Annotated in this window: 13 protein-coding genes; all 13 read right to left on the minus strand. The window is 37.7% G+C overall.

Annotated features, from left to right (window positions below):
- Positions 1 to 48 precede the first annotated feature (48 nt).
- The 13 genes from KCV09_RS15450 to KCV09_RS15510 all read right to left on the minus strand — a co-directional run bounded on the left by KCV09_RS15450 (position 49) and on the right by KCV09_RS15510 (position 25058).
- Entirely contained in the window at positions 49 to 1905 is a 1857-nt protein-coding gene (locus KCV09_RS15450) for a phosphohexomutase domain-containing protein (protein WP_047471805.1), read from the minus strand.
- A gap of 97 nt (positions 1906 to 2002) precedes the next feature.
- Positions 2003 to 2485: a hypothetical protein gene (locus KCV09_RS15455; RefSeq protein WP_005028671.1), complete on the minus strand. Its 483-nt coding sequence runs from the start codon at positions 2483 to 2485 to the stop codon at positions 2003 to 2005.
- A gap of 8 nt (positions 2486 to 2493) precedes the next feature.
- Positions 2494 to 3165: a hypothetical protein gene (locus KCV09_RS15460; protein ID WP_010591245.1), complete on the minus strand. Its 672-nt coding sequence runs from the start codon at positions 3163 to 3165 to the stop codon at positions 2494 to 2496.
- 70 nt (positions 3166 to 3235) lie between these two features.
- Positions 3236 to 3808 (minus strand): hypothetical protein, encoded by a 573-nt coding sequence (locus KCV09_RS15465; protein ID WP_005028673.1) that lies wholly within the window; start codon positions 3806 to 3808, stop codon positions 3236 to 3238.
- A 272-nt stretch (positions 3809 to 4080) separates the two neighbouring features.
- Positions 4081 to 4512, minus strand: a complete 432-nt coding sequence (locus KCV09_RS15470) for a hypothetical protein (protein WP_005005806.1) — start codon at positions 4510 to 4512, stop codon at positions 4081 to 4083.
- 9 nt (positions 4513 to 4521) lie between these two features.
- Positions 4522 to 11748, minus strand: coding sequence for an LPD1 domain-containing protein (locus tag KCV09_RS15475; protein ID WP_228301601.1), 7227 nt, complete (start codon positions 11746 to 11748; stop codon positions 4522 to 4524).
- A 289-nt stretch (positions 11749 to 12037) separates the two neighbouring features.
- Positions 12038 to 19324, minus strand: a complete 7287-nt coding sequence (locus KCV09_RS15480; RefSeq protein ID WP_212515817.1) for an LPD1 domain-containing protein — start codon at positions 19322 to 19324, stop codon at positions 12038 to 12040.
- A 208-nt stretch (positions 19325 to 19532) separates the two neighbouring features.
- Positions 19533 to 20774, minus strand: a complete 1242-nt coding sequence (locus KCV09_RS15485) for a hypothetical protein (RefSeq protein WP_005028681.1) — start codon at positions 20772 to 20774, stop codon at positions 19533 to 19535.
- Between the two features lie 12 nt (positions 20775 to 20786).
- Positions 20787 to 21977: a hypothetical protein gene (locus tag KCV09_RS15490; protein WP_005028684.1), complete on the minus strand. Its 1191-nt coding sequence runs from the start codon at positions 21975 to 21977 to the stop codon at positions 20787 to 20789.
- Positions 21978 to 21982: 5 nt separating this feature from the next.
- On the minus strand, positions 21983 to 22819 hold the full coding sequence (locus tag KCV09_RS15495; RefSeq protein ID WP_005028686.1) for a hypothetical protein: 837 nt from the start codon (positions 22817 to 22819) through the stop codon (positions 21983 to 21985).
- A 12-nt stretch (positions 22820 to 22831) separates the two neighbouring features.
- Positions 22832 to 23794, minus strand: a complete 963-nt coding sequence (locus KCV09_RS15500; protein ID WP_005028689.1) for a hypothetical protein — start codon at positions 23792 to 23794, stop codon at positions 22832 to 22834.
- Between the two features lie 25 nt (positions 23795 to 23819).
- Positions 23820 to 24620 (minus strand): hypothetical protein, encoded by an 801-nt coding sequence (locus KCV09_RS15505; RefSeq protein WP_024160804.1) that lies wholly within the window; start codon positions 24618 to 24620, stop codon positions 23820 to 23822.
- A 9-nt stretch (positions 24621 to 24629) separates the two neighbouring features.
- On the minus strand, positions 24630 to 25058 hold the full coding sequence (locus tag KCV09_RS15510) for a hypothetical protein (protein WP_005028693.1): 429 nt from the start codon (positions 25056 to 25058) through the stop codon (positions 24630 to 24632).
- Positions 25059 to 25105 lie beyond the last annotated feature (47 nt).

Consider the following 25105-nt stretch of genomic DNA (forward strand, 5'->3'; position numbering starts at 1 on the left):
GCCTAACCATTAAAAAGAAAATGCCCGAATGATGGGCATTTTTTATATCTACGTAATATCTAGCTTCAAAAGTTCAGATGGATCTATGCGCTGACGGAATGAACATGCGAGTTCTTTTACAATTTGATTTTGATATTGTTTGCGGTCGAATGTGTCAAAAGCTGAAACCTCAATTTCAGGATCAGTGATTGCATTTAGAAGATCCTTGGTTGCATTGAGTGATGCTGTAGGACAAACATAGATAAGGTTAAGCACTGAAGTACGAAGCAAAATATCTAATAAGTGATATTTGGGCGGTTCCAGTTCCTTATCTACATTAGAAAAGTAGTTCACAAGATAAATGTCATTTGATAAATGCAGATTGATATTGTCAATGAGATCTTTGGTAACACCGTCAAGAATGCCATTCACCTTCAACAAAAGTTCAGTGTTTTCTATGTCTTTAATTTTTTGCGTATCGACACGTTCATTAAATAAGTTGTTTAGATTTCTCAAAAACTTTGGTTGTGGCGCCGTAGTTTCAAAATACATCTGATTTTTAATACGGTTCTTCATGTAAGTTTGGATCATCTTAGCTTCAGAAGAAAGAAACTCAATCTTAAACGTGTCGTATGACACTAGATCAATAAATACTTGCTGGCCAGCACCCGACTTAATATCAAACCAGTTCATAAAAATACTGGCTTTGAGTGATTTCAATTGTTTAAGAATAGCCGTCTTCTCAAAATCATTCATATTGAAGTAGCTACTTGAAAAAGTATCGAGATAAAACTTCCATTTATCTTGCACTATATTCCACGCTTGATTAATAGAAATGATTGGAGCATCTATAATTTCATCTTTGATGAATTTTGACAGCTCATATAATTCATTTAAACGTGCTTGGTAGTTGAAGTCTTGAGTAATCACATTCTTTTCTGATGTTGTGGACTCAGAATCCTCAAGATCCGCACCAACCAATAAATAAGCATCGGTTACTTTTGGTGTTTCCTTATTTGACGGTGCTGGTACTGGAGCACTAGAAAGTTCAGTGGAAAAAGTTTCATCATCTTCCGCTGGCGTATACGGCGGTGTAGTCTCTTCATTAGGAGAACGTGCGTCTGTACGTTCAGCAAAAAAGTAAAACAATTCTTCTTGCGGTGCAACTTTAAACGGCGTCACATTATTATTGATGATTGCTTTTACAATATGGTTTGCCAGTTTAAGCGTGTAGGATAGGGCATGTATATAAAGCTCTAATGTTGCAAAGTTACTGGTATCAACTTCATTAGCACCAAACCAAGATAGGTTACGCAGTTCAAGCCAGCTCGTGAAAGAATCGTGAGAGCTATTAAAACTTAGATCTACGGTCTTGGACAAATAGATAAAAACGCAAAACAAAAACCTATTTTTGTACTCATACTTAAATACATCAGAATCGGTCCAGATCTTATTCTCAATGAGAGCAAGAATGTAATTTAAAAGCTCATGGTGTTTAATCGAATCGATTAAGTTGTCTGGTAATACTTTTAGTTTATTAAGGTGTGGTTTTACAGGTGCATCATTGGATGGTTTAAGGAAGTGGTAGAACAAGTTAAATGTTTGCGTATCATCTATATCAATTACAGGTTCATAATCATCTTCATCTACGTTATTTAGATCCTGTTGAATATCGACTATTTGCCCGGTGTGACCTTCTGAACGGTCAATCTGGCAGATACTAAAAAGAACAGGCAAAACCCCGACAATATTACGGTTGTCAATTGTTTGATAGTGGGTATCAAAAAATATCGTATCAGCTAAAAACGTACCTTTATGATAGTTGAGAAAGAAGAATAGTACGTTATTTAAAGAACGGTGATTTTCACCAGAAGAGGTGTTAGAAGTAGCGTTAAAGTCATCGAAAAAAACTAAATTTGTATCCATCTAAAAATACTTTAAACCACACCCTTAAACTATTACTAATAAGCATATAAGTTTTAAGAGAGGGTTTAAAGTTAATTTTAAATATATTTAATGGAGTTTAAGACATGGGGCTTTGTAAGCGCTCTACATTTGATGAAAGGTCAGAAACATCTTGCTCTAAAGTCATTGCCTGGTCTATCGCACGTTTCATTAAATATTCTTGATTAATTTCTTTAGGCTCTTTACGAGTAGCATTCTTTTGTTCTTCTTCTAATTTGAAACGTTCAAAAGCGAAAATAGAACGAATAATACATAAGCTATCTTCAAGTAGGTCTGAATGCACTTTAGGAAAAATTAGATCAGGATCTAAATCAGATGCGACTTGGTTAAACAGCATAAATTGATCGCGATGTTCGATAAGAAATTCATCATATGTACCGAACTCAGATTCGATCATATCTGGACAATTTGCGAGAGTAGAGACTTTCGTATCTTGTGATAACAGAATTGAATCACCTGATGGCGCAACTAAAGCATGAATAGGTTGTTCTGCAATAGGAGCCAACAACACTACAGTAAATGGGCGTGTTTGGTTTTTCATGGTTAGTCCTAATTAATATAAAAAAAGCTTTGGCCAAAAAGTCTATTTTGAAATTTTGGTAGGTTAATGGAATCGAATAGAAGGTCCGTCTCTTTAGTACACTTCTGATTAATTAGATAAATGATATTTTGAAGAAGTGCAATTAATTTAAATGGACTGTTGTATTCATTGAATATGGGTGCAGCAATGCAAAGAGTCTTTTTTCTATCGGTTGATAATGCCCATGGGTTCACCAGGGTAAAGCTCACCTTGGCATTATTATGTTCAATTGGTCGTGCATAAATATCAAGAACATCGGATAAAGTAGATACCTTTAATTCTTTTGAAATGTCAGTAAGAATCTCACTGACTTGAAGCGCTGTTTTATCATGAATATCGCTTATAGTGATGCAAACACCACTATTACTATTCATTAAATTTGCATAAAGAACTTCAATAACCATGGACTCGTCTTTGGATAAATCCTTTAAATTGGCATTGACTAAATCTATGATCCGATCTGATTTTTGTTCAAGTTTAATTTGAAGCAAAAGCGGTTCATTCTTTTTTGAAACAGGGAGTACTTTATAATCGCTAAGATTGTAATTTAACCGCTTCATTTCAGTAATCAGTGTTTCTTTGGCATTATCAAAAAGCTTCTGATCTCTCTTGGTTAAACCAATAACAAAATTTGTAGACATGAGTATATTCATGATCCACAAAGCAGTAGATAAGGATAAAACACTATCCTTAACAACTTCTGAATCTGAATCAGAAAACCCAGATATTTGCTTGATTTTGTCGGTTATCGAAATCATGTGAACCCTTGTTTAATTCGGCATTTTCATCTGAAACTTTGTCAAAAAGATTAGTTTGATTAAGTACGTCTTGGATATTTTTTTGTGGATCATCACTGAGTAAACATTGGAATAGGGCGCTAATTAAAGTAGCAAGTGATGTTCCATAGTCATTGGTACACTTGATTAACTGGCCAGCATCTAAGCAAATTGGTGTTTCATCATCATAAAGCAAGTGTAATTCTGGTGATTCAGCATAAACCAACTTTACATGAGTATCCGTGATGATTAACTCAACTTCTAAGTACTCATTATTTTCAACAAAATATTTAAAGCGCAACATCAATGCATCATCGCCACGTTCTATATATACAATTTGTCGATCGGTCGTATTGGTATGGCTGACGAATCTATTCTCTTTTGTGATCTGATCAATGTAGTTCAAAAAGATGGTTTTGAGTGACGCACTTAAAATACCTTTGGCAGCGAGTTCACTTTTCAAGTAAGGCAGAAAGTTTTCAAGATTTTCATGCAATGGTTTTTGCATTCGATCATCTCCAATGGGATTAATAAAAGGGCATACACATCAAATGTACAGCGACTCAGTTATGACTATTTCGTTACAACAGTTACTTAAAAGACTGCAGACTGTTTGACTTATAAAACTGATACTTTCGCCACACTTTTAATTCAGAAATATCTAACTTGTTTCTAAATCAATATGGCTTTATTTGATTATAAAGCCACATTAAAAGTTTAAATATTTAAAAATTATTTTTAGTATATACCTAAATCTAAGATTTAAAATGGATCTAACTTTTAACTGGCAAACTTTGTTGCTTTGGTTAAAAGGGTTAAGTCTTCATGGAATTGATTTTTTAAAAACCCATAGTTAAAAACGTAACTAATAAAGGTGAAAAACTCTAATTGGTTCGGTATTTTGTCTTCAAGAATACTGACCTCTAATTGCAATGTTCCTGTTGCACGTTTCTTAGAATGAAACTTAAGACCATCAAATGTTTGACCGTAATAAGTTGATATTTCCAAGAAAACTAAACGGAAAAAATAAGGGAAGATTTGAGAAACAACACGCTCAGGATCATCAATTTGAGTTAAACGTCTACCGTTGTGATATTTAAACTTAATACCATCAGCCATACTTTTTTCTACCAACAGGCGAATATAGGCATGACTACGAGTAATCATGCTTTTAAGTGGCGTTTTTGCTTCATGAATATTTTCGTATTGCATTTAGTTATCTCACATCTCAAGTCTTAATTGGTCAGCTTCATTTTCTTTTTCAATCGAAACTTCAGCAATAATTTTTTGGGTATTTTCGTTTTGCAGATCTTGATCAAATATTTCATTCACACAAGTTTCGACTAATTGTTCAGTCAAGTTTCTGCAGATCTCAAACTCTAAACCTTTAGGTTGTACGGTAGGGTAGCCGTCAATTAAAAATGAGTTTTTCATTTCATTTTCATTTGAAACTTTAGAGTACAAATAAGTCTCAAAATAACGAGCAAACATTTCGGTACTGGTCGCGTAATACGGCGTTGCACGATTTTCAGCACTGTCGATATTTAAACAATCCTTTTTATAACGCGATAGATTGTCACTAAAACGAATATCACCTACTTTAACTTCAACGTCTTGCGACTTATCAAAGAAGTTTTGCATTTGAGTATGAGGATTTTTAACTCCCTCAGGCATGTACTTCTCTACCAGGTTATAGAACTTGTATTTAGATGACTCTATCAAGTATTCAGATAGGTTTTGCGATAGTGTTTTTAAATCCACATTCGCTGCGTTCGCAACACCTGTAATTTTTTCTTCCAAACCGGTTGTAGGTAAATGATGTTCTGGCTGGCGCATATCATTAAGTTTTTGCTGATAGCGCTCAAACGACTTAAAGCTTATAGCATTAATGTCAGTGTTAATTTTAGAGACAATGACATCCACCTTGTCTTGAACTGTACTGAAGAAAGATAGGTTTGTATCAGCTTTATATTCACGCTCATACTTCTTCAAGTACTCTTCAATTTTCTCAAACTGACGGCGAATGAGATCTTCATAGTGCTTTTGGTGCCAGTCAAAGAAGCTGTTTAAGGTTTTGCGCGTAGAATTAGGATAATTCTCTTTATTCTTAATCACTTCATCATGCATTGAATCAGCAACAGTGTGGTACGCCTTGATTGCAGTCTCAGCATTCTCATGAAGTACTTGACCGTAATTTTTCATTGGCTGAACTGGCTCATTCATCATCGCACGATGTACCTTTTCAAAAGCACGACCGGACTCAGTAACAGGGGAGTATCCAGCATCCAACATATTTGATAAGAAGTGTCGTGCACCTGGTATCTCAAAATTAGGGATGTCTTCATAATAGTCCTGAAGTACAGAACGATTCATTTGAGCGTGATTTTTATATACTTCCGCTTTTTCCAACATTCCCAAGTGTGCATCTAGCGCATGGCCATACTCATGAGCCAAACTTCCAGATCCGCTATCACGAGTTAAGTTAACCACGTTCTTAGACAGTTCAAAATGCGCTGCAGATCCTTTAATTCCGCGTGAAGCCAAAGCAACACCCAAGTTCAATAAACCATTGTTTGATTTAAAGCCCATGAGTTGTTTTAAGTCAGCCAATGAGTCATACACGGCATTAACCAACTGTTGAGCCACAGGACTAACTTTATTGCCTACTTCAACACCACGGATAGAAAAGTCATCTTTAAGCTTGAATGAATCCACATCGGCACCTTGGCGATGATCAGGACCAGTACGAGAGTAATTTAACAATCCGTAAATACTTGATTGGACTTTTTCAGTCACAAAGCCATTTTCAAGTTTTTTCACTTCACTGGTAAATGACGGCAAACGTGGTGCTTTAGGTGTATTCACAGCTTCAGTCGTTGCTTCTATAACTGGTGCAACAGGATCTTTAACATAAATAGGTGCAGATTCAGCTTTAACTAAACCACTTTCAATCGCACTTTTCAGAACGTATGGTTCAAGCACAGTTGAATATAAGCCAGTACGTTGCATGTTGCTGATCGCATCGCTCACATCTTTAGTGACTTTCGACTTACCGTAAAAATCAAAGATCTTACCTGTTGATAGAATCTCACTGAGTTCTTTATCAATCGTTTTTTCGATGATTTTCTCAAGCTGAACACTGATACCGCCTGTATGTTCTGGCATAATGTAGTACTCATTCAAATTGCTAAGCAATTCGAAGTAGTTTTTGTAGTTGTTCTTGGTACCTTTACTATAAAGCCCGATATAGTCTTTACGTTGGCGATCAGTCATACCAAGACTTTCAGCAGATAAGCTTTTATTGTTTCTTACCGCATGAATCAACTCTTCTTGAGTATCTACCATCAAATTTCTGATGTTAGAAACAACAGCCACATACGCACGTAATTCTGTCGCTCGTTGGCTATCAAGCATCAACGCATTTTTAGAGAATAACGGTTTAGTTGGGCAGTAGTCATACATTGCCTTTACGAATATTTTGTCATCAATACCGAGTGGCGTATTGGTGTACCAAGCTTGGAATTCTTTATTTGCAACGATTTTTGCTTTTCGATAGTCCGTAGCTGTTTGATCGGCTGATGTCGCTGAAATATATTCCAATGAAATGTATTCACCGTAGCGATCTTTATGTGCACCGCCAAACTTGGCACCTACATCACCTAAGTACGTAGCAGGGGAGTCACTTGGCTCTACCTTTACATCAACAGGCACATATTTGTCTTTTGGTACCAATTGATCGATAAACGTGAAGTCAGTAAACACACGGTTTTGAAGTTGTAAGACATCTTCAACTGAGCGCATACTTTTAACAGGAAAAACGCACAGAGACTTGTAATCACCGTGAATATCGGACTTATCACCAAAAAGTTTAACCGATGCATATTCATTGTCGGTCGATGGCTTGATGGCCAAAAACAATTTGTGATTTTCAGTTTTGATATACGGCTTTATGTGTGCGGTTTGATCGTATAGAGCACCAAGCGTATTCGTAATCAAAGTTTGGAAATGCAAACTTGCTAACTGTTTATTCTCAAAGTCAGTTTTGTGTTTAATCTGAATTTCAGGCAAGTTAGATAGTGCTAATTGCTCTAAAGTGGTACCGAAATTAACCTTAGATTCGATAGCATTTAAGATTTCGTGACTAAACTGGTCTACATCATCAAAACCAGTAATCAATTGATACTGATAGTCATGAGACGGTATACGAAGAAGCACGGCAGTTAATTGAGGCTCATAGTCCGTATCAACCATAAACAATTGCGGTGTTTCATCTTGTTGAGATGATTTGTTTAGCAACTTGTATTGGTGAACTTTAGGGTTGGAACCTACAAAATGCTCAGCATAAGCCTGTTTAATCGTATCTTGTAATGCTTTGACATGCTCAAGCATGACGGCATTGACTTCATTTAAAGCGGTTAAGGTTTTATATTTTTCTGCAAACGCCTCATTCACGGCGATCTGCTCTAACATAAATCTAGGCTGAATATCCTCAAGTTCTGGATTACCTACACGGTTTAATACAACACTAAATTTGAGCTTATTAATGAACGGATCAGGTTCACCATTGATACCATTGCTAAAAAGTTCTTTAAGATCACTTTTCTGAAGTTTAGAGTTCACCAAATCAAACGGATGAACTTCTTCAAATGCCTGAACATCAAAAACTTTGGTTAAGTTTTTAGGCATGATTGCTGTCTGGCCATCTACATGAGCGATAACATAGGTGTACGCTGGAGAGATGTTGCTCAGAAGCTCAGTGACTTCATTCGGTTTTTTATCGTAGCTAAGATCCTCAAACTTTTCGTATGTTGCAGAATTAAGATTGCTGATGAAATCTAATTTAGAGTTGAAATTAGATGGATGATCAGAAATGTACTGGAACATCTTGTTTGGTAAAGACGTAAACACTTTATTGATTAAAGTTTGCTGACTATCTTTAGCTTTGAAGAAGTTGAGATCTGACTCGTAATATTTTTCAAAAGTGAACTTAGCTGGAGGCATAAACGTCATGCTGTTGCGTGAAGTCGATAACTTAAACAAAGCATTCGCAGACGTTTTAACCGCATCTCTATCATTAAAGCCAGTAGCCTTATGTATATTGGCATCTAGGGAAACTGAATGCCCAATAAACGGCGCATTTTTGTCTTTATGATTGTAGAGGCGTATATACTGAAGATCATTCTTTTGAAACACAGTGATAAACAAATCATGATCAGGGATCTTGATTGCGCCGTGGTGATCTTCATAGTGCTTTACAGCATTTTCTAGCTGAGTGTTAAAGTATTCAGATTCACTATTGAACTGTACGTTCTCTTCTTCAGCTGTTAGAGAAAAATATTTAACGTTATTCTGAAAAGCTACATTAGGTTTGAGAAGATCCTTAATCACCTCAAATTCTTTTTGTACTTCAACATCAAATTTGCCAAAAACTGTACGCTGATTAATATCAATCAGGTTCAGATAGTTGAATAGCTGAATGTTGTTGTAGTTGTGGTTCGGTAGGGCAGTTTTGTTTAACTGGAGCTTACCATCTTCTAACTGCATGCTTTGGACTTGCTTCAAGTCATCTGCAGTCAGCTCTACACCAAAGACTTTCTTAGTTTCTTGTTTGAGCTCTTTATCTTCACCAGCAATCACTAAGGCAGCTAGTTTTTGTGCCTTGTCATAATCGCCATCTTCTAGATATAGGGTTTTTTCAACAAAATACTTGGCAATGTTCGCATACGCTTGATTTGTTGCTTTGTAGCCATCGGTAGACAATGAAAAATGTTTGTTTTCATCAAATTCATTTGATTTAACGGTTTTAACTTTTAAATCGTCAATGTCACCCGTTGGTTTAATCTGAACATAGATTTCATCTGCAGCGAGATCCATGTTCGAGACAAATAAGGTCGAATTTTTAGAATAAAACTGACGTTCGATACTCGACAACAGATCCTTTGCATCTTTACGGTCTTCTTCCATGTCAGACTGCATATCTTCAGCAATCGACTTGATGTTTTCGCCACGGTCATCCTTTGTGATAAATGACCAGTCTTGTTGCGGATATTTGGCTGTTAATGCCTTTTGGAAGCTTTGAACTTCAACAAAGCGATTGAACTGACGGTCCAGACTAAACCCATCTGTATGTGATGAAGTTTTAGCAAGAATATCCTCAGGAACAGAATCAGATTTAGTCTTACGATTGAAGTTTTCACTTGCATTTGGCACCAATAAATTACGGAATAAAATCTCATTTACACCGTTCTTTAAGAATGACGCACTTTTAGTTTGTGATAGAGATTGTTTTAAAAATGCTTCATCAAAGTTTGATTCATCAAGAAGCCGAGTAAACTCTTCAAAATACGCTGAAGCTAATTTATCGTTATTAGCAAGATCAGCCGTGCACAGATCGCTTAACTCTAAACGCTGTACATCTTGCTCTAGCTCTAAAGGCGCAGAAAAATCACCAGCAACAAAATCATTGATATTTTGCTCAACATAATTGTTCGTGCGTGACATCAACATATCAACTGCAGTTTCATTATTCACAAATTCCTGAAGCTCAGGCGTGTTAATTGAAACCAATTGATTGTCGAATTGCTTAGATAGTAATTTGAACAGATCCGCTTTATGTTGATTGCTTTCTACTTCAGATTCAAAACCTACAAATTTGCCGTTTTCATCTTTAGCGTAGTAGAAGCTGTTTTTATTAAACAAAAAGGTATTTGTTGCAGACGTAATGCCAGATACCAAAGTTTCACTTTGCCATAAGACTTTTTTAACTTCATTGTACTGTTTTGAGATCTCAACATTGTGTGTGTCGATTTCGTCAGAGATCGCTTGAATATCATCTACGCTGAAGTTTTTTGTTTGTGTAGCTGAGCGCACGACATCTTGAATTTCAGCATATTTCTGATTTAGATAATCACTATATTGCTTCTCAATTTGTTGAGCTTGTTCAGTAGCCTTAGGAATGACATAGACATCCAAGATCTGTCTAATTTCAAGCATAGACGGCGCGAAATCACGCACCTTGTCATTGCCTCTTGCATCCAATAATTCTTCAGGAAACTTTAAGAGCTCTTTAAGTACGGCAACATCATCAATTTCTGGAGTAGGGAGGTCATTTGCAATGTTGAGTAGATCAGACTCAGTAATAGATGCCTTCTCAGTTGCCTCAAAATTAACATCAAGATCATTCAAGATCTCGTTAACATTTGATTCATTGAGTTGTTCTTCTAGTTTACGCTGTTTGATTTCAGCAGATTGGTGATCATAGAACGCATTAAACTTAGGAACGATGTTTACAGAGAATTCAGAGAACTCTTGGCTCAGATCGGCAAAGTAAACTTTACCTGTTGGCATCTGGCGTACCATTTGTTGTAAGACATCATGGCGAAGCATGGCAGCGTCATACACCATTTTATCTACAAGGCGTGTTTCAATACCTTGTTTAGACGCCATCCATGTGCCGTGTTCATCTTTATAAAAAGCTGGAATACCTTGATTAGCTGATTCTAATAGCTTTGGATACGGCAATTGCTGTTGATTAAACACACGGTCTATCACAACAAGATCAGAAGCTAATTTTTGTACATAAGCATCAACATCTTTAAAGCTCATGTTAAACATTCTGTTGCCACGGCCATGTTCAATCAGCTGATTAAAAGTGGACTCGTATTCATGAGCAAAATGCACCAGGTTAATATTGTCATTTAACCCCAATGCTTCATACGGATCATGAGCAAAGATTTCAGGAATATGGCGCAAGTCATCAATAATCAGTAACGAACCATCTTTTTCGTAATTGACGGGTACTGCAAATGGAGACAACTTAATTTTGGCTAGATTATCTGGACTTTCGCCACTGGCCATCGCTGATTCTTCATCTAGATAGACTTTAGAGAAGATATTTTCATAGCCATAATCTTGAAGACGATTAAACGGAATTTTTGAAGACTGAAATTGAGCCAAGTAGGATTTGTTCGATTCCTGAAGACTGGTTTTCAGCGTATCAAGGATATTAGATCCATTGTTTAGCTTACTGACATACACTTCAGGGAAAGCGGAAAGGCGTTCGGTTGCTGATGCGAAGTAACTTTTCCAGTTCGGAATGTTCTTCTTAAATGGTAGATTGGTGAGATAAATATCTTCTTGCTTAGTCGGTACTTTCATATCGTTGGTAAACGCTGGAAAGACCTTCTGAAGATCGTTTAGATCGATACCAGACTTTGCCGGGTTTTTATAGTAGTACGCATGAATACCATCATCATTTTGCACTTCATAAAAATGGGCATCCATTAACACTTGTTCAAATTGCTTAGAACTGTTTTGTTCAATAGATTTTTTGAATTGCTGAAATTCATTAACAACAAGCATCGCCGTTTTTGGGCGAAAATTGTTGGCTGGCGATACTACAAGACGCGCACCAAGACCAGTTAAATTAGGCCATTTAACTTCATTCACTTTATAGTCTCCTACTTGGTCACATAGCATGATCCAAGACTTTAAAACGACTCTTACGAGTACTTATATGTGCTTATATTAAACTAAAAAATTAACTTTGAGGGAGGGTTTAGGCGTTATTCTTTAAAATAGTATATACCGAGTAAATAGCAATCTAAAACCGTGCACTATTCTTTCTTTTTTTATAAATAAAAATGCCACCGTATAGCGCCCCATGATTCCATTTATAAGGTTTAAATAAAAAAAAGATGCCACCCACAGGGGATAGCATCTAAGATCTCAAAATTGCTTATAGTGCCAATTCAGGATCGCTATTCTTTTGTTTGCTTAATTCTGGATCTGCTTGTACTTCAATGTTGGTCATGAGCTTAGTCCAATATTCATCGTATTCAGCTTGTGACATCTCATTAATGACTTCATTCCATTTAACTAGGTTCTCATGTTGATCTGTACCCGGTTGGAAGAAGTGCATTGCATTTCTGACATACTGCTGATGATCAGCAAAACGCAGTTCAGCAATATTTTCCTGAATATAGTCCAGGCCCTTCACCGTAAATTCGCGAATCTCCTTCATGATTGCATCTTTTTCTATACCATGCGGTTGAGTTACAGAAGATGAACCACCTTCAGGACATGGGTAAACAAGCCAATCATTACGCAAGTTCATTTCTGCTAAGGTCACTTGTAAGTACTGCTCACCACTACGGGCAAACATTTCATGTGCGGTCGTCCAATACGGCTTCTTAGCACTTGTTAAGCCCTCTAATACCATCGCATTTTTGTAGAAATCAGTTTTTAGCTGAGATTGATTAGCTGATGTTAAGCGATCGTTCGTCTGTAAGCTTAAAGAAATTAACTTTAAGTGTTCATCTGACAATGGTTTAGGGCTGTTTTCTTTGATGAAGTCGAGTGCACATATCGCAAACTGACTACGCAACATTTGTCGATAATCACGGAATACAACTGATCTAAAGACTGTACTGTTCGCTGCACCAAGTACTTGCGCTGCAAAGACACGATCATGATCAATTTCAGAACGAGATTGCGTGATATATTTGTTGAGCTCAGTCCGTGGGATTGGATACTCATTTTCAGACAAGAACTTTTGTAAGCCGTGGGCAACGTGCATATAACGTCTATGCTGTATGGCGTCCTTTTGGAAAAGTTCAGGATCTTCATGACGATTAGCGAAGTTAATCAATGAAGATAGTTCAGTATGCAACTTGCCACGTTCCGCAATAAACGTATTAATTTTCTCTTTTATGCTGTCTCTATCTGGCGTAAACAAATCAACAATGTCAGGTTGATCTACCAATGTTTTATCCAAAATCGTTTTGATGCTGGTTTCATAAAACTTGACTTGATTCTCAAGACTCGTGCGAAGCACTTCTATCGAGTCATCCTTTTTCATTGGCAAGTAATACATCGCTTGATTTACTTTGGCTGCAGCTTGCAACAAATCTTGGTTAATGTTGGCATACTTCTCAGACTTAATGTTATTCAATTCTGCAAAACGAGTTAGATAAGGCTGTACGTTTTCCATCATCATTTTTGGTTGATTGCGTGTCATCGCACTAAAAATGAGATGGTCATAGGCATGGAAAAATTCATGACCAAACGAGCCAAAACCTGAATTCTTGGTTAAGTTAATCACACGGTTAGATGGCTCGTAATGTGCCATCGCAGCGGAACGTCCACGCGAACCAAAAGCAACACCCAACATACCGTTAAAGCCAACAAATTTCGGATCTATATCAAGTGCCTTAGCAAGAGCGAAACAACCGTCATATGCGTTATTTAATGCGATTTGACGATCGCTCTGGTTCAAGTACTCGCCAAACTCTACGGCTTTAAATCCAAAGGTCGCTTGCAAGGTATGTGCTGTAACATCTTGGCCATTACGTGAAGCAATGTTTTCCGTCACAACCACATCACTGAGCTTGAATGCCTTACGCATAGTACGAGGCTTAGCATACTCTTTGAATAGGGCATCTAAGGTACTCGCCGTGTCATCTACAATGTTCGATACATTCTTTTCAGATAACGAGACTTCTTGAGTATCATCATTCTCTGCAGTTGCGTCTTTGGTTTTTTTAGCAGTTAACAGATCCATTACTTGTTCAGATAGACCAGCATCAGATCTGCTAAATAGCGTACTCGAATCTATAATGTTGCCACTTCTAAAAGTAACAGTCGCTTTTACTTTGTCTTGGAACGGTTTGGCATCAATCGCACTACGTATTTTTTTATAGATAGAGTAGGTGCCTTTAACTGGCGGTAACTCTTTCCGTAAATGATGAAGTGCTTCAGTGAGCGTTTTACGTGCTTCACTACTATCGGTTTTCGCCAATTCAGAACTAATAATCATGTCAGTGGCAGCATATTCAGCATAGCTTTCTACCAATGAAAATAATGACCGATCTAATGATTTAAACGCCGTGAACAGATCTTTGTCTTCATTCAAACGAACGTATAAATCACATGCATTAGGAATAAATTCACGAACTGTTTTTGCTTCCATTAAAGCATCACGCATACTTAAAACAGCGTCATAGTATCCAGCACCTACTTTTTTAAACTGTTCTTCAGTGGCATTTTCAAGCGGATAACGTGGCTGATCATTCGTCATCTTGCGTACAGCGTCAGTCAGCAAGTGAATGTAAATATCTCGACCAGCTTCTTTTGCTTGTAAAACCGATTCCTTTTTCCAAATTTTGTCACGCGTAATTAGGTTTTTGACTTGCAAAAGCGACATATCTTGAATCTGACTGAGCGATAAACGTGGACCATACAGATCCTTTTTCGCACCAGGCATTTTCATACCCGTATCTTCAATAAGTCCAACTTCAGAACGTGACTCAGTGGCTTTCGGTTTGGTTGTTTTTGGCTCTTTTGGTGCTTCAGCTTCAGGCTTACCCTCAGACTCAAACAGTGATGTTTGCTCTGGAGCAACTGGCTCAGTCGGCTCTACAACTTCTACCGTTGCTTCCTGTACTTCTGGTTCAGTAGGCTTTTGAACTTCAGGTTCAGTTACGATCGGTTCTTCAACCAATGGTTCTTGGGCAACTTCTACAACAGGTGCGCTTTGAACCATATGTTCAGGTTTATATACTTGATCGCGAGACTTAAATAATTCTGCTTTTTTGAATGATTTTGCAAAATCAGTAATTAAGAAGTTCTTAGAGTTCGGGTGCTTTGGCGTAGGAAGAATTTTATAGCCTTGATCAACAAATTGCTGATGTTCGGCATTATTCACAATGGCCAGTTTTAACGGAGATTGATCATCGGCAACTTTAATCGCGAGATCGAACCGGTCTTTAGATTCAAGTAGCTTTTCACCAAAGGTAAAATCAATTTTATTGACCAATGTTGAAATATTAACAGCCACAATCTCATTAAGGCCTTTAACATCAATATTTTCAAAACCGGGTGATAATGGCACCTTGATTGTCTGCAGTATGTTTTCACGTAACCCAAGATCATTTAATACTTGGTCCACAAGATGCGCTTTTATCCCGTTTAACTGGAAGTCTTTAAACAATCCACCACGCTCGTTGAATTTAGCAAACTGCTCAACATTATCAAAAACCCGTAATTGATCATGCTGTAAAACTGGTGTGTCTTTATCTATGACAGAAATCACTAAATCAGCACCGTCATTGGCCACAATAATTTTGGAGCCGTTTTCAAACGCTTGATCCATTTCTTTTTGATGGATGTAGTCGGTAAAGACGTTCATCAAATCAACATTGGTCATCACATCATTGCTTTTCACAAAATCGATTAGATCTTGTTTCGCCGTTGGATCGATGTATTGATTATCGGCATCACGCAAAGTTAATGCCTTGTAATCGTCCAACTCAGGGTTAAACAATACCTTTTCTTTAAGGTGTAGGTTTTCGATCGACTGGAAGATCTGATAGCGTTTTTCTAATGAGTCGATCAAGTACTGCATTTGCTCTTGCGTACTTAAAACTGAATCATTGCTAAGCGTCAAAGCTTTAAACAGCGCCTTATCGTCTGCAGCTAAGTCATTCAGACTTGATTTAACGATTAAGCGATCGGTAGACGGAATCTGTTCACCGCTGAAATATAAGTTAATCGCACCGTGCTTTTGTTCATCAGCTGGTGAAACCGTGAGATAAAAATTTATCTCAGGAAACTCAAACTCTTTGATACGTTCTGGATTGGTGATAATGCTTAAAAGAGATCCCGTTTTTGTCTCGAGGGATTTATTTTTTAGTGCCGTCCATTCTTCAATAGAACGATTTTCAAATGACTGCAGTAGGGCAGAATTGATTAAATCACGGTTGAGGTTAAATCCATTCTTGAGTGAGTCTGGAGTCGATTGTAATGCTTCAAGCACAAGCCCATGTTTAAAGAGATTGCCAAAGTCATTTTCACTGTTAACATCGGTCTTTTCAAGTGGCAAGAAACTTGATGCATGCTCATAGACATTCTTAACTTCAATATCAAGCTTTAAGCCTTTTTCATATTTCGGTACCGCTTCCTTGGTCAAAATACGATTAAGAATTACATTCTTAAGGTCATCATAGGTCAGCTTGTTTTTGCTGATCGGATTAGAGCTCAGGATATGTTCAAACGAAGAAGCACCATTAATCATAATGGTTTTTTGCTTTTGTAATGAACTAACCTTTTGACCTAGATCCATCGGCAGTAAGCGAATGAAGTTCTGATCAGATGCTATCGTACTGCTATACACCGCCAAAGAACGTGCGCTAACTTCAGGCTCAACCATCAAAGCGTTACCTTCAGCTAGGTAGGTTTTTACCGCTTCTTCAGTCAACGTGACGACATTTTCAATTTTCGAGTCTTTTGGCGCCGTGACTTCATTGTAGGTCGGTGTTAGATAACCTAGTGCCATCAAAATATGCTTGTGCTCATTATTAATAATGGCAGTAACCGCTTCAGATTTAGACTCTTCACCCACGGCATTTTGATAAAAGTCTTGTAGATAGCGCTTATACGCCATACTTACCGCGACCTTTTTATTTAAGGCAAAAAGCTGTTCTTGTGTATTTGAGTTGAAGTGGTCTTTATGTATCACCTTAGGCAGATAGTTTTGAAAGCTGTCTACCACATAGATTTCATCTTTTTCGAGTGTTTCTTTTAAAGACAAAACTTCATTGGTCGCAGCAAAAACAATCGCGTTGGCCAGTGCATTACCAGGATTCGTGCGTACACGTAATTCCTCATTTATCGCATGATTGAGTTGCGACCTAATATCAGGTAATCGGTTAAGGATAGGGGAGTCAGGATTGTTGCCAATATTGCTACTCAGCTCAGAAAGCACATGAGCCACATCGATACGCTTATTAAAACCCTTGTAGTTACCGTCCTGTTCTAACAGGTTATAGAATCGCTCTAAGCTTTCATCCGATAAATATTGTGATGCAATGCTATGGGCATCACCATCACCAAGCGCCGTAAATTGGCTATTAATACTATGCAGTTGTTGAAGAATACGAGGCATTTGCTGATGAAATGAAAAGTAGTTTTTACCTACATTTTCAGCACTGGTCGCAATCATGTCCTCAATACTGTTATCCAGCACTGATACAGCATTCGAGAACACCATATCGTTAAAATCTGGCATTGCAGATTCTTGAGATGGTGAATATCCCAAAATAGAATATTCAAACTTTTCGACTGCAGATAACTCTTGATCTTGTTCATCATAATAATGAACCACATCAAACTGGTTAACAGCTTCATTCCAAAGCCCGTTAGGTTCTTCACCTAGATCAACGTTGAAATGATAAATGTCAATGTCATTTGAGGTGTGAGTAGCTTCAAACTCGTTCGCCTCATCCAATAGACGTTGCATTTCATCTTGCAATTCATCATCGGTGACAACGCTTTGTAGGAAGTTATCCAGATCCGTGCCGTATTCTTCACGGTCTATCACTGAATCAAAAAAACTATCATAAAGATTGTTCAGACGCGTAGAAGCAATGTTTAACTGACTTAATGCCAATTCCATTTCATAAGCTTGATCGTCATAGGCTTGCTGATCCAAAACATACGCATTTTCAGTAGCAACAGCGACTTGAATCGCAACCGCTTTTTCAATACGCTCACTGATGGTATGTGTTGCTTTCGCTTCAACAATCGCTTGACGTTCTTCTTTGAGCTTTGCAATTTTTTGTAGGTATTCTTGCTTAATTTTTCGCATTAAAGCGAGTTTAGTCAAAGAGTCCTTAATGACTGGTTCTGGAATGTTCGGCTTAAACTTGGTGTGTCTAAAAAAGTGATCAATTCGATTGAACAAACGTTTTACTGGAACCTTAGGTTCAGGCGGTATGGTTTGCTTAATTTGATTGAGATCCAAGCTTTCTAAACTTGTACCGATGTCATCCAAACTTTCATAAATTAATTCACGATCAAAACTGCTATCACCAATTGAGTAGGGATCAAATGTTCTTAAATTATTAATATTATTTTGAACGCTTTGGATCAGGTCCTTAATCTTATCGGCAAGGTCGAATTCTTCTACATCTAAAGTTTGGTTGTTGTATTCCCAAACTTTCCAATCATTGTCCACCAGCTGTAACGCAGTTGTTTCTATACCAAATGGTGCCAATGCTGACGGGATGCTGTTTTCTTCGTATGAATACAAACAGTCATTGATTTTCGTGACTAAGGTTTGAAGCTTGATCAATCCTTGGTGATTAACGGCATGATCATCCGATCTAAGCGCATTCACAATTGGATCAATGCTCGTATTCAGCCCCTTATTCAGCTCTCGAATATCAATAAATTGCTTCGGTAAGCTGTTATACGCTGGCCATGCTGGATGTGAAGATATTTTATAATTGGTCAGCTCAGGAATTTGCGTAATATCTTTTAGGGCAAGTACTTCACCGCCTGAATTAACCGAAATCACTAGCTGTTTGCTTAGTTCAATAGGCTCTATCGTATCTTCTATGAGTCCAGCATTTAGCGCTGCTTCTTTATCAACATAATAACGAGTCAGTGTTTTATCTGCTTGGTACCCGTAATTGTCTAAATCAGCCAACGGCAATGGATCTACGGACTGCAGTAATGTCGGTAGCTTATTCCAGCCTAAATCTGCTTTATTGAATTGTTTAACCGCACCCATAATGGTTGTATTTGGGGCAAACGGTTTTTGCTGTTTTGCTTGGTAAAGCACAACGGACTTTTGATTATTGAGTTCAAATAGGGATTGCCACTGGTTTTTTTCAGCACTACTCATTGGGTTTTGCAGATATATATCTGACATATCCATTTCAATGAGGTCTTTTTTAGAGTCGTAAGGAAAAACAGATTTTATGTCAGCAAGAGAGAGACTATCTTGCGAACTCTTATACATAAAACTAAGGTCGTTATTTTGCTCATTGGTGATATAAACAAACTTTCCAGTCTGTTTTAAACCTGTTAAGAAGCTGTTTAAGGATGTGTTCAACTTTTTCTCTAAAAGCTCAACATCTTTAATCTTAATAATGGCTGCTTGGTTTCTTAAATCAGTTTTAGGGGTTACTACAAGTTGAGCGCCAAAGCTACTCAGATCCAACCATTTCTTTTTAGTTGACATATAAACTCCATGGCAATATGTATAAGCATCTTTTAATTAAAATATCAAAGCACCATCGGTTACTTTTGAACGGTATATACTAAAGATTATAAGAGAATTTATATAAAGAAACTATCTAAAAGGGTTTTAAACAAAGAAAGGGATGGCTTAAAACCATCCCTTTTTTTTAAGTTTTTTTCATTATCAGCCTGATAATGAAAAAATCAGGCTATTTACTTGCCATTGCTTGTGAAAGTGCAATCCTACGAATGTTACCCGTAGACTTAGAACGATCAGTCACTTCAATTGAGCCGTCAGTTAATTTGCTTTCAGCAGAAACTAGCGCAGCCAATACCGCTTCTTTACGTTCATTTGACTTGTATTGTTGATATTGCAAGTTCAAGCGTTCAGTACTTTGAATTAAACCATCGACCATCAAACCACGTTCATCTTTAATCGCTTGTGATTTAGCAAAGTCTTTGTAATCTTGCCCTGAACCTAAATAACGAGAGACACTTTTTTCCAAGTGTTGCATCGGTGCAAGTTTGGTACTTGAATCATGACTATTGGTACCACCACCAGCAACAGGGGAGTATTGCGCTTGAATTGCTTTCAAAGAGGTAATTGCTGGAGAAGTTAAAGCATCTTTCGCCAGTTTAGCCATCACATAATCTTGACCAGCAGATGTTTTCGCAATTCTACCGTCAATTGGAGCATCAGGTAGACCAACCATGTTGTTGATCAATGCATTTTGAGCACGAGCCATCGCCGTGTCTGGCGCTGCAGTCGTGAATAAAGTTGAAGCTTGTAAACTTAGACCAGCATTTTCACCAGCAGCACCACATAGTCCAGACGCAGCCTGAGAAGTGGTACAAAACTCATTATGAGCTTGTAACATAGCTTCTTGTGCTTTGTGAGGGTTCATGTAGACACCAGGCGCAGCAACCACTTCAGAGCCAACTTTATTTAAAATTGAACTATCAGCAGATTTATTGTCTTGTTGAGCTTGTTCACGATCGCCTAAAACTTCACACGCTTTAAATGCTTGGCCATGTGCACCAAACTCAAATTGAGCTTTTTTCATTTGCTCACTTTGTTTAACAGCTTGGTACGCCGTTACAAGACTTTGTGCGTTTTTATGTGCGTTATCTGAAATACCTTGAGCAGATACAGCCTCTTGTTTCGTCAGGATCTTAATCGCTGCCGTCACATCATCTTGTTGCTTTTTAATGCCCAAAGATAAGTTTGTGTCCAACGCACGTAACGCAGCGCTTTCCACCGCATCAGCCTGTTGAATAAGCATATTCAAGGTATTTACTGCCATCGGGTTGCCCACGGAAGCACAGTAATAAGCAGATGCAGAACCGCTAATAATGGCGAGGGTTAAACCGAGTGCACTAATTTTTGAACGAGAGCCGTGCGCTTGTGGCGCTTTCATAACTTTACGTGATGTTCTTTTCGGAGTACGCATTATTTAGTCTCCTTAAAATTGAGGCATAGTTTGTGAAAGCTTAACTTTCACTGACTGGCCGTATTTCGTTTTCACATCATCTTTTATCGGCTGAGATTTCGCTAAAAGTAATGCAGACAATAAACCTTCTTCACGCAAACTTTGCTTGTAAGTTTGAAGATCTAAATAAACAGAAACACCGTTAATGATATTGGCTTCTTTAAGTAGACCGCGTGGATCTTGCATCGCCATCGCCATTTGCCATTTTTTAGCTTCAGGACCACCGTAGTAACGTGCGATTGTTTGGTCGATCAAATCGTTGGCAGACACCATTTTGCCGTCAATATCTTTGAATGATTTTGTATTTTGCGCGTCAATAACCGCCAAGCTATACGCTGGCATAGCAAGTAAAGCTGTTTTTTGGTTTGTTGCTTGCAAATAATCTCGACCAGCTGGAGTACGTGCCGTTGCATTAGACAATGATTTATCTGGTGTACCTAAAATGTTTTCACGCACGTAATGTCTTGCAAGAGCTTCTTTTGAACCAGGTGCAACAGACTTAAACAGTAGGGAAGCATTGGTATCGCCACCCGGTAATTTAGACAACGTACATTGACCAGCTTGTGCTTCAGCAACCGTACAGAATTCAGCTTTATGCACGTTTAGGCGTTGATTAATCACTTCCTGTTGAGAGCCAACTAATTTACCGCCGACTTGAGAAGTTTGAGTCGCCATATCAGCTGCTTGATCAATCACTTGACCAGATGCACTCGACATATTTGTATTTTCAGCCAAAACCTCACAAGACTTAAAGCCTTGACCAGTATTGGCGCCATAAGCAAATTGTGCTTTTTTCATGGTATCTGACTGTAAAAGCGCTTGAATACCAGAGGCAATAGTTTGGGTGTTTTTAGTTGTCGCATCGGTAATTTGGTTAGCAGCTTGCGCCTTTTGCTTCACCGCAACTTTAAGCGCTGCAACGATGTTTTCAGTCGAATCATCTAACTTTCTACGGGTACTTTGAGATACTTGTTGAATATCATTTGCTTGGTTGCTTGCATGCTTAGGAATCTGAGAAGACATCTCGCTCATAATCGTACCCAAACCAACCGTAGCCCATTCAGCAAAAACAGGACTACTAATCACCAAAGTTGCACCTAAAATGACAGGTACAAACTTTGATTTTCCTTTAGGCTGTCTTAAAGTATTTTTACGCTTTCTCATAGTCATTACTCAAAGAATTTGGCTGAAGCATTGGAGTTTGGTGTAGTGCGTTGCATCACATTATTAGCCACCGAATAGTTAGCCAGTGATGAAAGAGTACTTCCAGCCATGTATTTATTTTGAAAATCAACGCAAGTTGATGAAGAGCATTCCATCAATCCGACTGGAACAACGTTGTTAGATGCAATTGACGAGTAGTTCAATGCAACAGTCGCTTGCTGTTCAGAAAGTCGAGAACGAGAAAAAACAAAAGCAGTATCAATGTCGCCATACTGCAGACCATTTGGAATCAAATTACAGACACCCATTTTTGCTTCTTCTACGCCACACGAGGTCGCCAAGTGAAACGCATATGGTGAGGTTGCTTCATCTGTTGAATTTGAGAAAAGTTTCCCTGAAACATCTTGCATGTATTTAGAAACGTTAAAGTCTTTTAAGTTTCTATTGAGATCGGTTTGTTCACGTTCTTCAAGAGCCGTACAAAAAGCTGAATCAGGGAGGGCAGCATTCGTACCAGAATTTAAAATCGCTTTTTTGATCTCAATATTTTTATCGACACTTTGAATACCAGCAACGATCATTTCTGAATCACGCGTTTGGTTATCAACAATTTGATTTGCACTGACCGCTGTTTGTTGAGTAGATACACGCACAGCAGAACGTACCATCAATTGCTGAGCTTGTATTGCAAGCTCAGAAAGGATAGTGCCAAGACTAAAAGCATTGGTAAAAAGTGGTACGGATAATAGACCAACCGTTAAAGTACCCACCGCAATTGCTTTAACAGGTGAAAACTGATTAACAGTAATTCTTCTTTTACGCAGATTATTTCTATTTTTCATACCACCCCCAACTTAAGAGAAAAAGTCTTTAATTGATTGGGTGACAGAAGTAGATTCTGAACTTGAAGTTTTTGCGTTAGACGGTGTGCTAGTACTGGCTTTTTGATCAGTTGAATAAGAAACTGGACTAGTCGAGCTACTACCATTGATTGTATAAGTATCTCCACCCTCAAAAGCACCGCTAGGCATAACTAGACCAGGATCAAGTTTACCAAGTTGACCATTCACAGCAGTACCAAGCGCACCCGATACATCAGTATATTGACCAGCTTTGTTGATTTCACCTATAACATCATTCAATGGGCCAACAAGTTCAGTACTTGCAGTTTTCATTGCGTCACACGCTTTTTTAGTCGCGTAATCGACAACCATTTGTTGCGCTGCATTGATGATTGTATCAAGTGATGGAATAGTCACAGAAAGGTCAATGATTTTACCGATGTCAGCAAAACAGCCACCTTGACTAGCTGGACTGAACATTTTGTTAATATCGATTGGACGACCCCAAACCGTCATTTGTAGATCTAAGTTGTCTTTAACGACTTTACCGATCCCATCAGTTGCACATGATTCAATATTGGTTTGAATGTTTTGAGCAGCTGCTTGTTCACCTTTTTTAACCGCCATGAAGTTGTTTTCAGCAGCAGTAGAGTTGAATGACGAATTAGAACTGGTAGACGAATAATATCCGCTATTTGAATTCGACAAAGGCGTATCACCACCAGAGCTACTTGCAATGGTCGATGATGTTGCGATGTTTAAGTTACCCATGTTTTGAGTATTACTGGTAACAGAAGCAACGGAACTTTGTTGAACTGCAATAGCACTTGAACACCCAATAACGGTAGCAACAAAAATGCTTAAAGCACTTTTAGTTTTAAAAGCTGGCTTAACATTTTGTAGATTAGGGTTAGTCCTTAAAGTCTTGCCCCGAACTTGTTGTAGCCTTTTAGCTTTCTTGTGATTGTTACGCATATCTAGCCCTTTAAAAGAGTTATGATTAATGTTTTTTAGAAGCAAGTTCGCAAAGCACTACAACATCTTTTACTACAGCTTCACTACTTAAATATAAGGTAGCTATAAGGTGTTTTAACTCATATATCCTTTTAGCGAACTTATATATAGAATCATAATACCATTCTTCACCATATTGTAGTATATACTTCTCATTGGTTAAACATAGTTTTATGAATTCTTTTAAAATAGGACGCTTAAAAATAATAGCTGTCGTAATATATATAAACTGAGTACTAACCAAACACATTAAAGTATTAATTAGCTCTACTTCCTCTTTTAAGCATTCCTGTAAAACCGATGGCTTTAGGGTTTTAGAAAAACCTTCCTCAGTCACAATATCTTTTAAAAAACCTGAATCCGAGTACTTATTTTTCAGAAAATTACTTAATTCATGCACGTTCTTTAAGTAAATATTGATCTGATCTTTAGACGCAGTTTTGAAATGTTCCTCTACACGTTTTGGATCGTTTAACGTGATGTCGAGCATTTCAGATTCATTATTTTTTTGATTTAAAAGCACAAAAGCGGTGAAGCTGGTAACTTTGCGTGTTTCGCCAAGATAGCCACTACTGCAAGCATTCAAAAAAACAAGGCAATGCTGTTCAGTAAGATACAAGCCGTATTCTTTTGGTGTACCTGGTTCAAAGAAATTGAGTGAACGCTTATCAAAATGAAAAGTGTTCTCTAAGGTCTGACAAAAGTAGTTAATAGAGTGTACAAAAGCTTCTGGTACAAAGGTTGTAGGCTCTTGAGACAATGCTATGTTTTGGCTTTCTATGCTCATTCCCACGATTTAGTCCTCTTTGAGAGGTAGGGCGTAATAGCCCATTTGACTTAAAACACGTAAAGGAATATCAAAGTTAAGACTTTGCGTTAGACCAGATTTAGGGTTAAAGGTTTTAGCTGAAGCTATAAACAAAGTTTGCTCATTAATAAACACTTGAATGCTATTCGTGACTTTTTGTTCATCAAGTATGACGCCACATACAATATCTAATTTCACATCAAACGTATAAGCATCCATTTGAACGTCTATTGATTCCCAATCGATCGTCATGAACAAGTTTTGGTTTTCAAATTCCAAATTACCTTCTTCAAGAGCTTTATGGATTAATCCCTTTTCTAATAATTCCAAGTAAAACGCATGTAAAGGCGTTGCATCTGCAAAACCATGAGGATTAAACGGCGTTCTTGTCGGTTCAGTGATTTTAGTTTGAATCATGTTTAACTCCATTAAAGGGTATTTAGATTCTATCTTAAAACACCCTA

The sequence above is a fragment of the Acinetobacter soli genome, assembly GCF_018139125.1.
GTDB lineage: Bacteria > Pseudomonadota > Gammaproteobacteria > Pseudomonadales > Moraxellaceae > Acinetobacter > Acinetobacter soli.

Bases quoted from the DNA above. Each gene is read 5' to 3' on its own strand.
- KCV09_RS15450 (WP_047471805.1), bottom strand. From the start codon at position 1,905: ATGGATACAAATTTAGTTTTTTTCGATGACTTTAACGCTACTTCTAAC.
- KCV09_RS15455 (WP_005028671.1), bottom strand. From the start codon at position 2,485: ATGAAAAACCAAACACGCCCATTTACTGTAGTGTTGTTGGCTCCTATT.
- KCV09_RS15460 (WP_010591245.1), bottom strand. From the start codon at position 3,165: ATGTCTACAAATTTTGTTATTGGTTTAACCAAGAGAGATCAGAAGCTT.
- KCV09_RS15465 (WP_005028673.1), bottom strand. From the start codon at position 3,808: ATGCAAAAACCATTGCATGAAAATCTTGAAAACTTTCTGCCTTACTTG.
- KCV09_RS15470 (WP_005005806.1), bottom strand. From the start codon at position 4,512: ATGCAATACGAAAATATTCATGAAGCAAAAACGCCACTTAAAAGCATG.
- KCV09_RS15480 (WP_212515817.1), bottom strand. From the start codon at position 19,324: ATGTCAACTAAAAAGAAATGGTTGGATCTGAGTAGCTTTGGCGCTCAA.
- KCV09_RS15485 (WP_005028681.1), bottom strand. From the start codon at position 20,774: ATGCGTACTCCGAAAAGAACATCACGTAAAGTTATGAAAGCGCCACAA.
- KCV09_RS15490 (WP_005028684.1), bottom strand. From the start codon at position 21,977: ATGAGAAAGCGTAAAAATACTTTAAGACAGCCTAAAGGAAAATCAAAG.
- KCV09_RS15495 (WP_005028686.1), bottom strand. From the start codon at position 22,819: ATGAAAAATAGAAATAATCTGCGTAAAAGAAGAATTACTGTTAATCAG.
- KCV09_RS15500 (WP_005028689.1), bottom strand. From the start codon at position 23,794: ATGCGTAACAATCACAAGAAAGCTAAAAGGCTACAACAAGTTCGGGGC.
- KCV09_RS15505 (WP_024160804.1), bottom strand. From the start codon at position 24,620: ATGAGCATAGAAAGCCAAAACATAGCATTGTCTCAAGAGCCTACAACC.
- KCV09_RS15510 (WP_005028693.1), bottom strand. From the start codon at position 25,058: ATGATTCAAACTAAAATCACTGAACCGACAAGAACGCCGTTTAATCCT.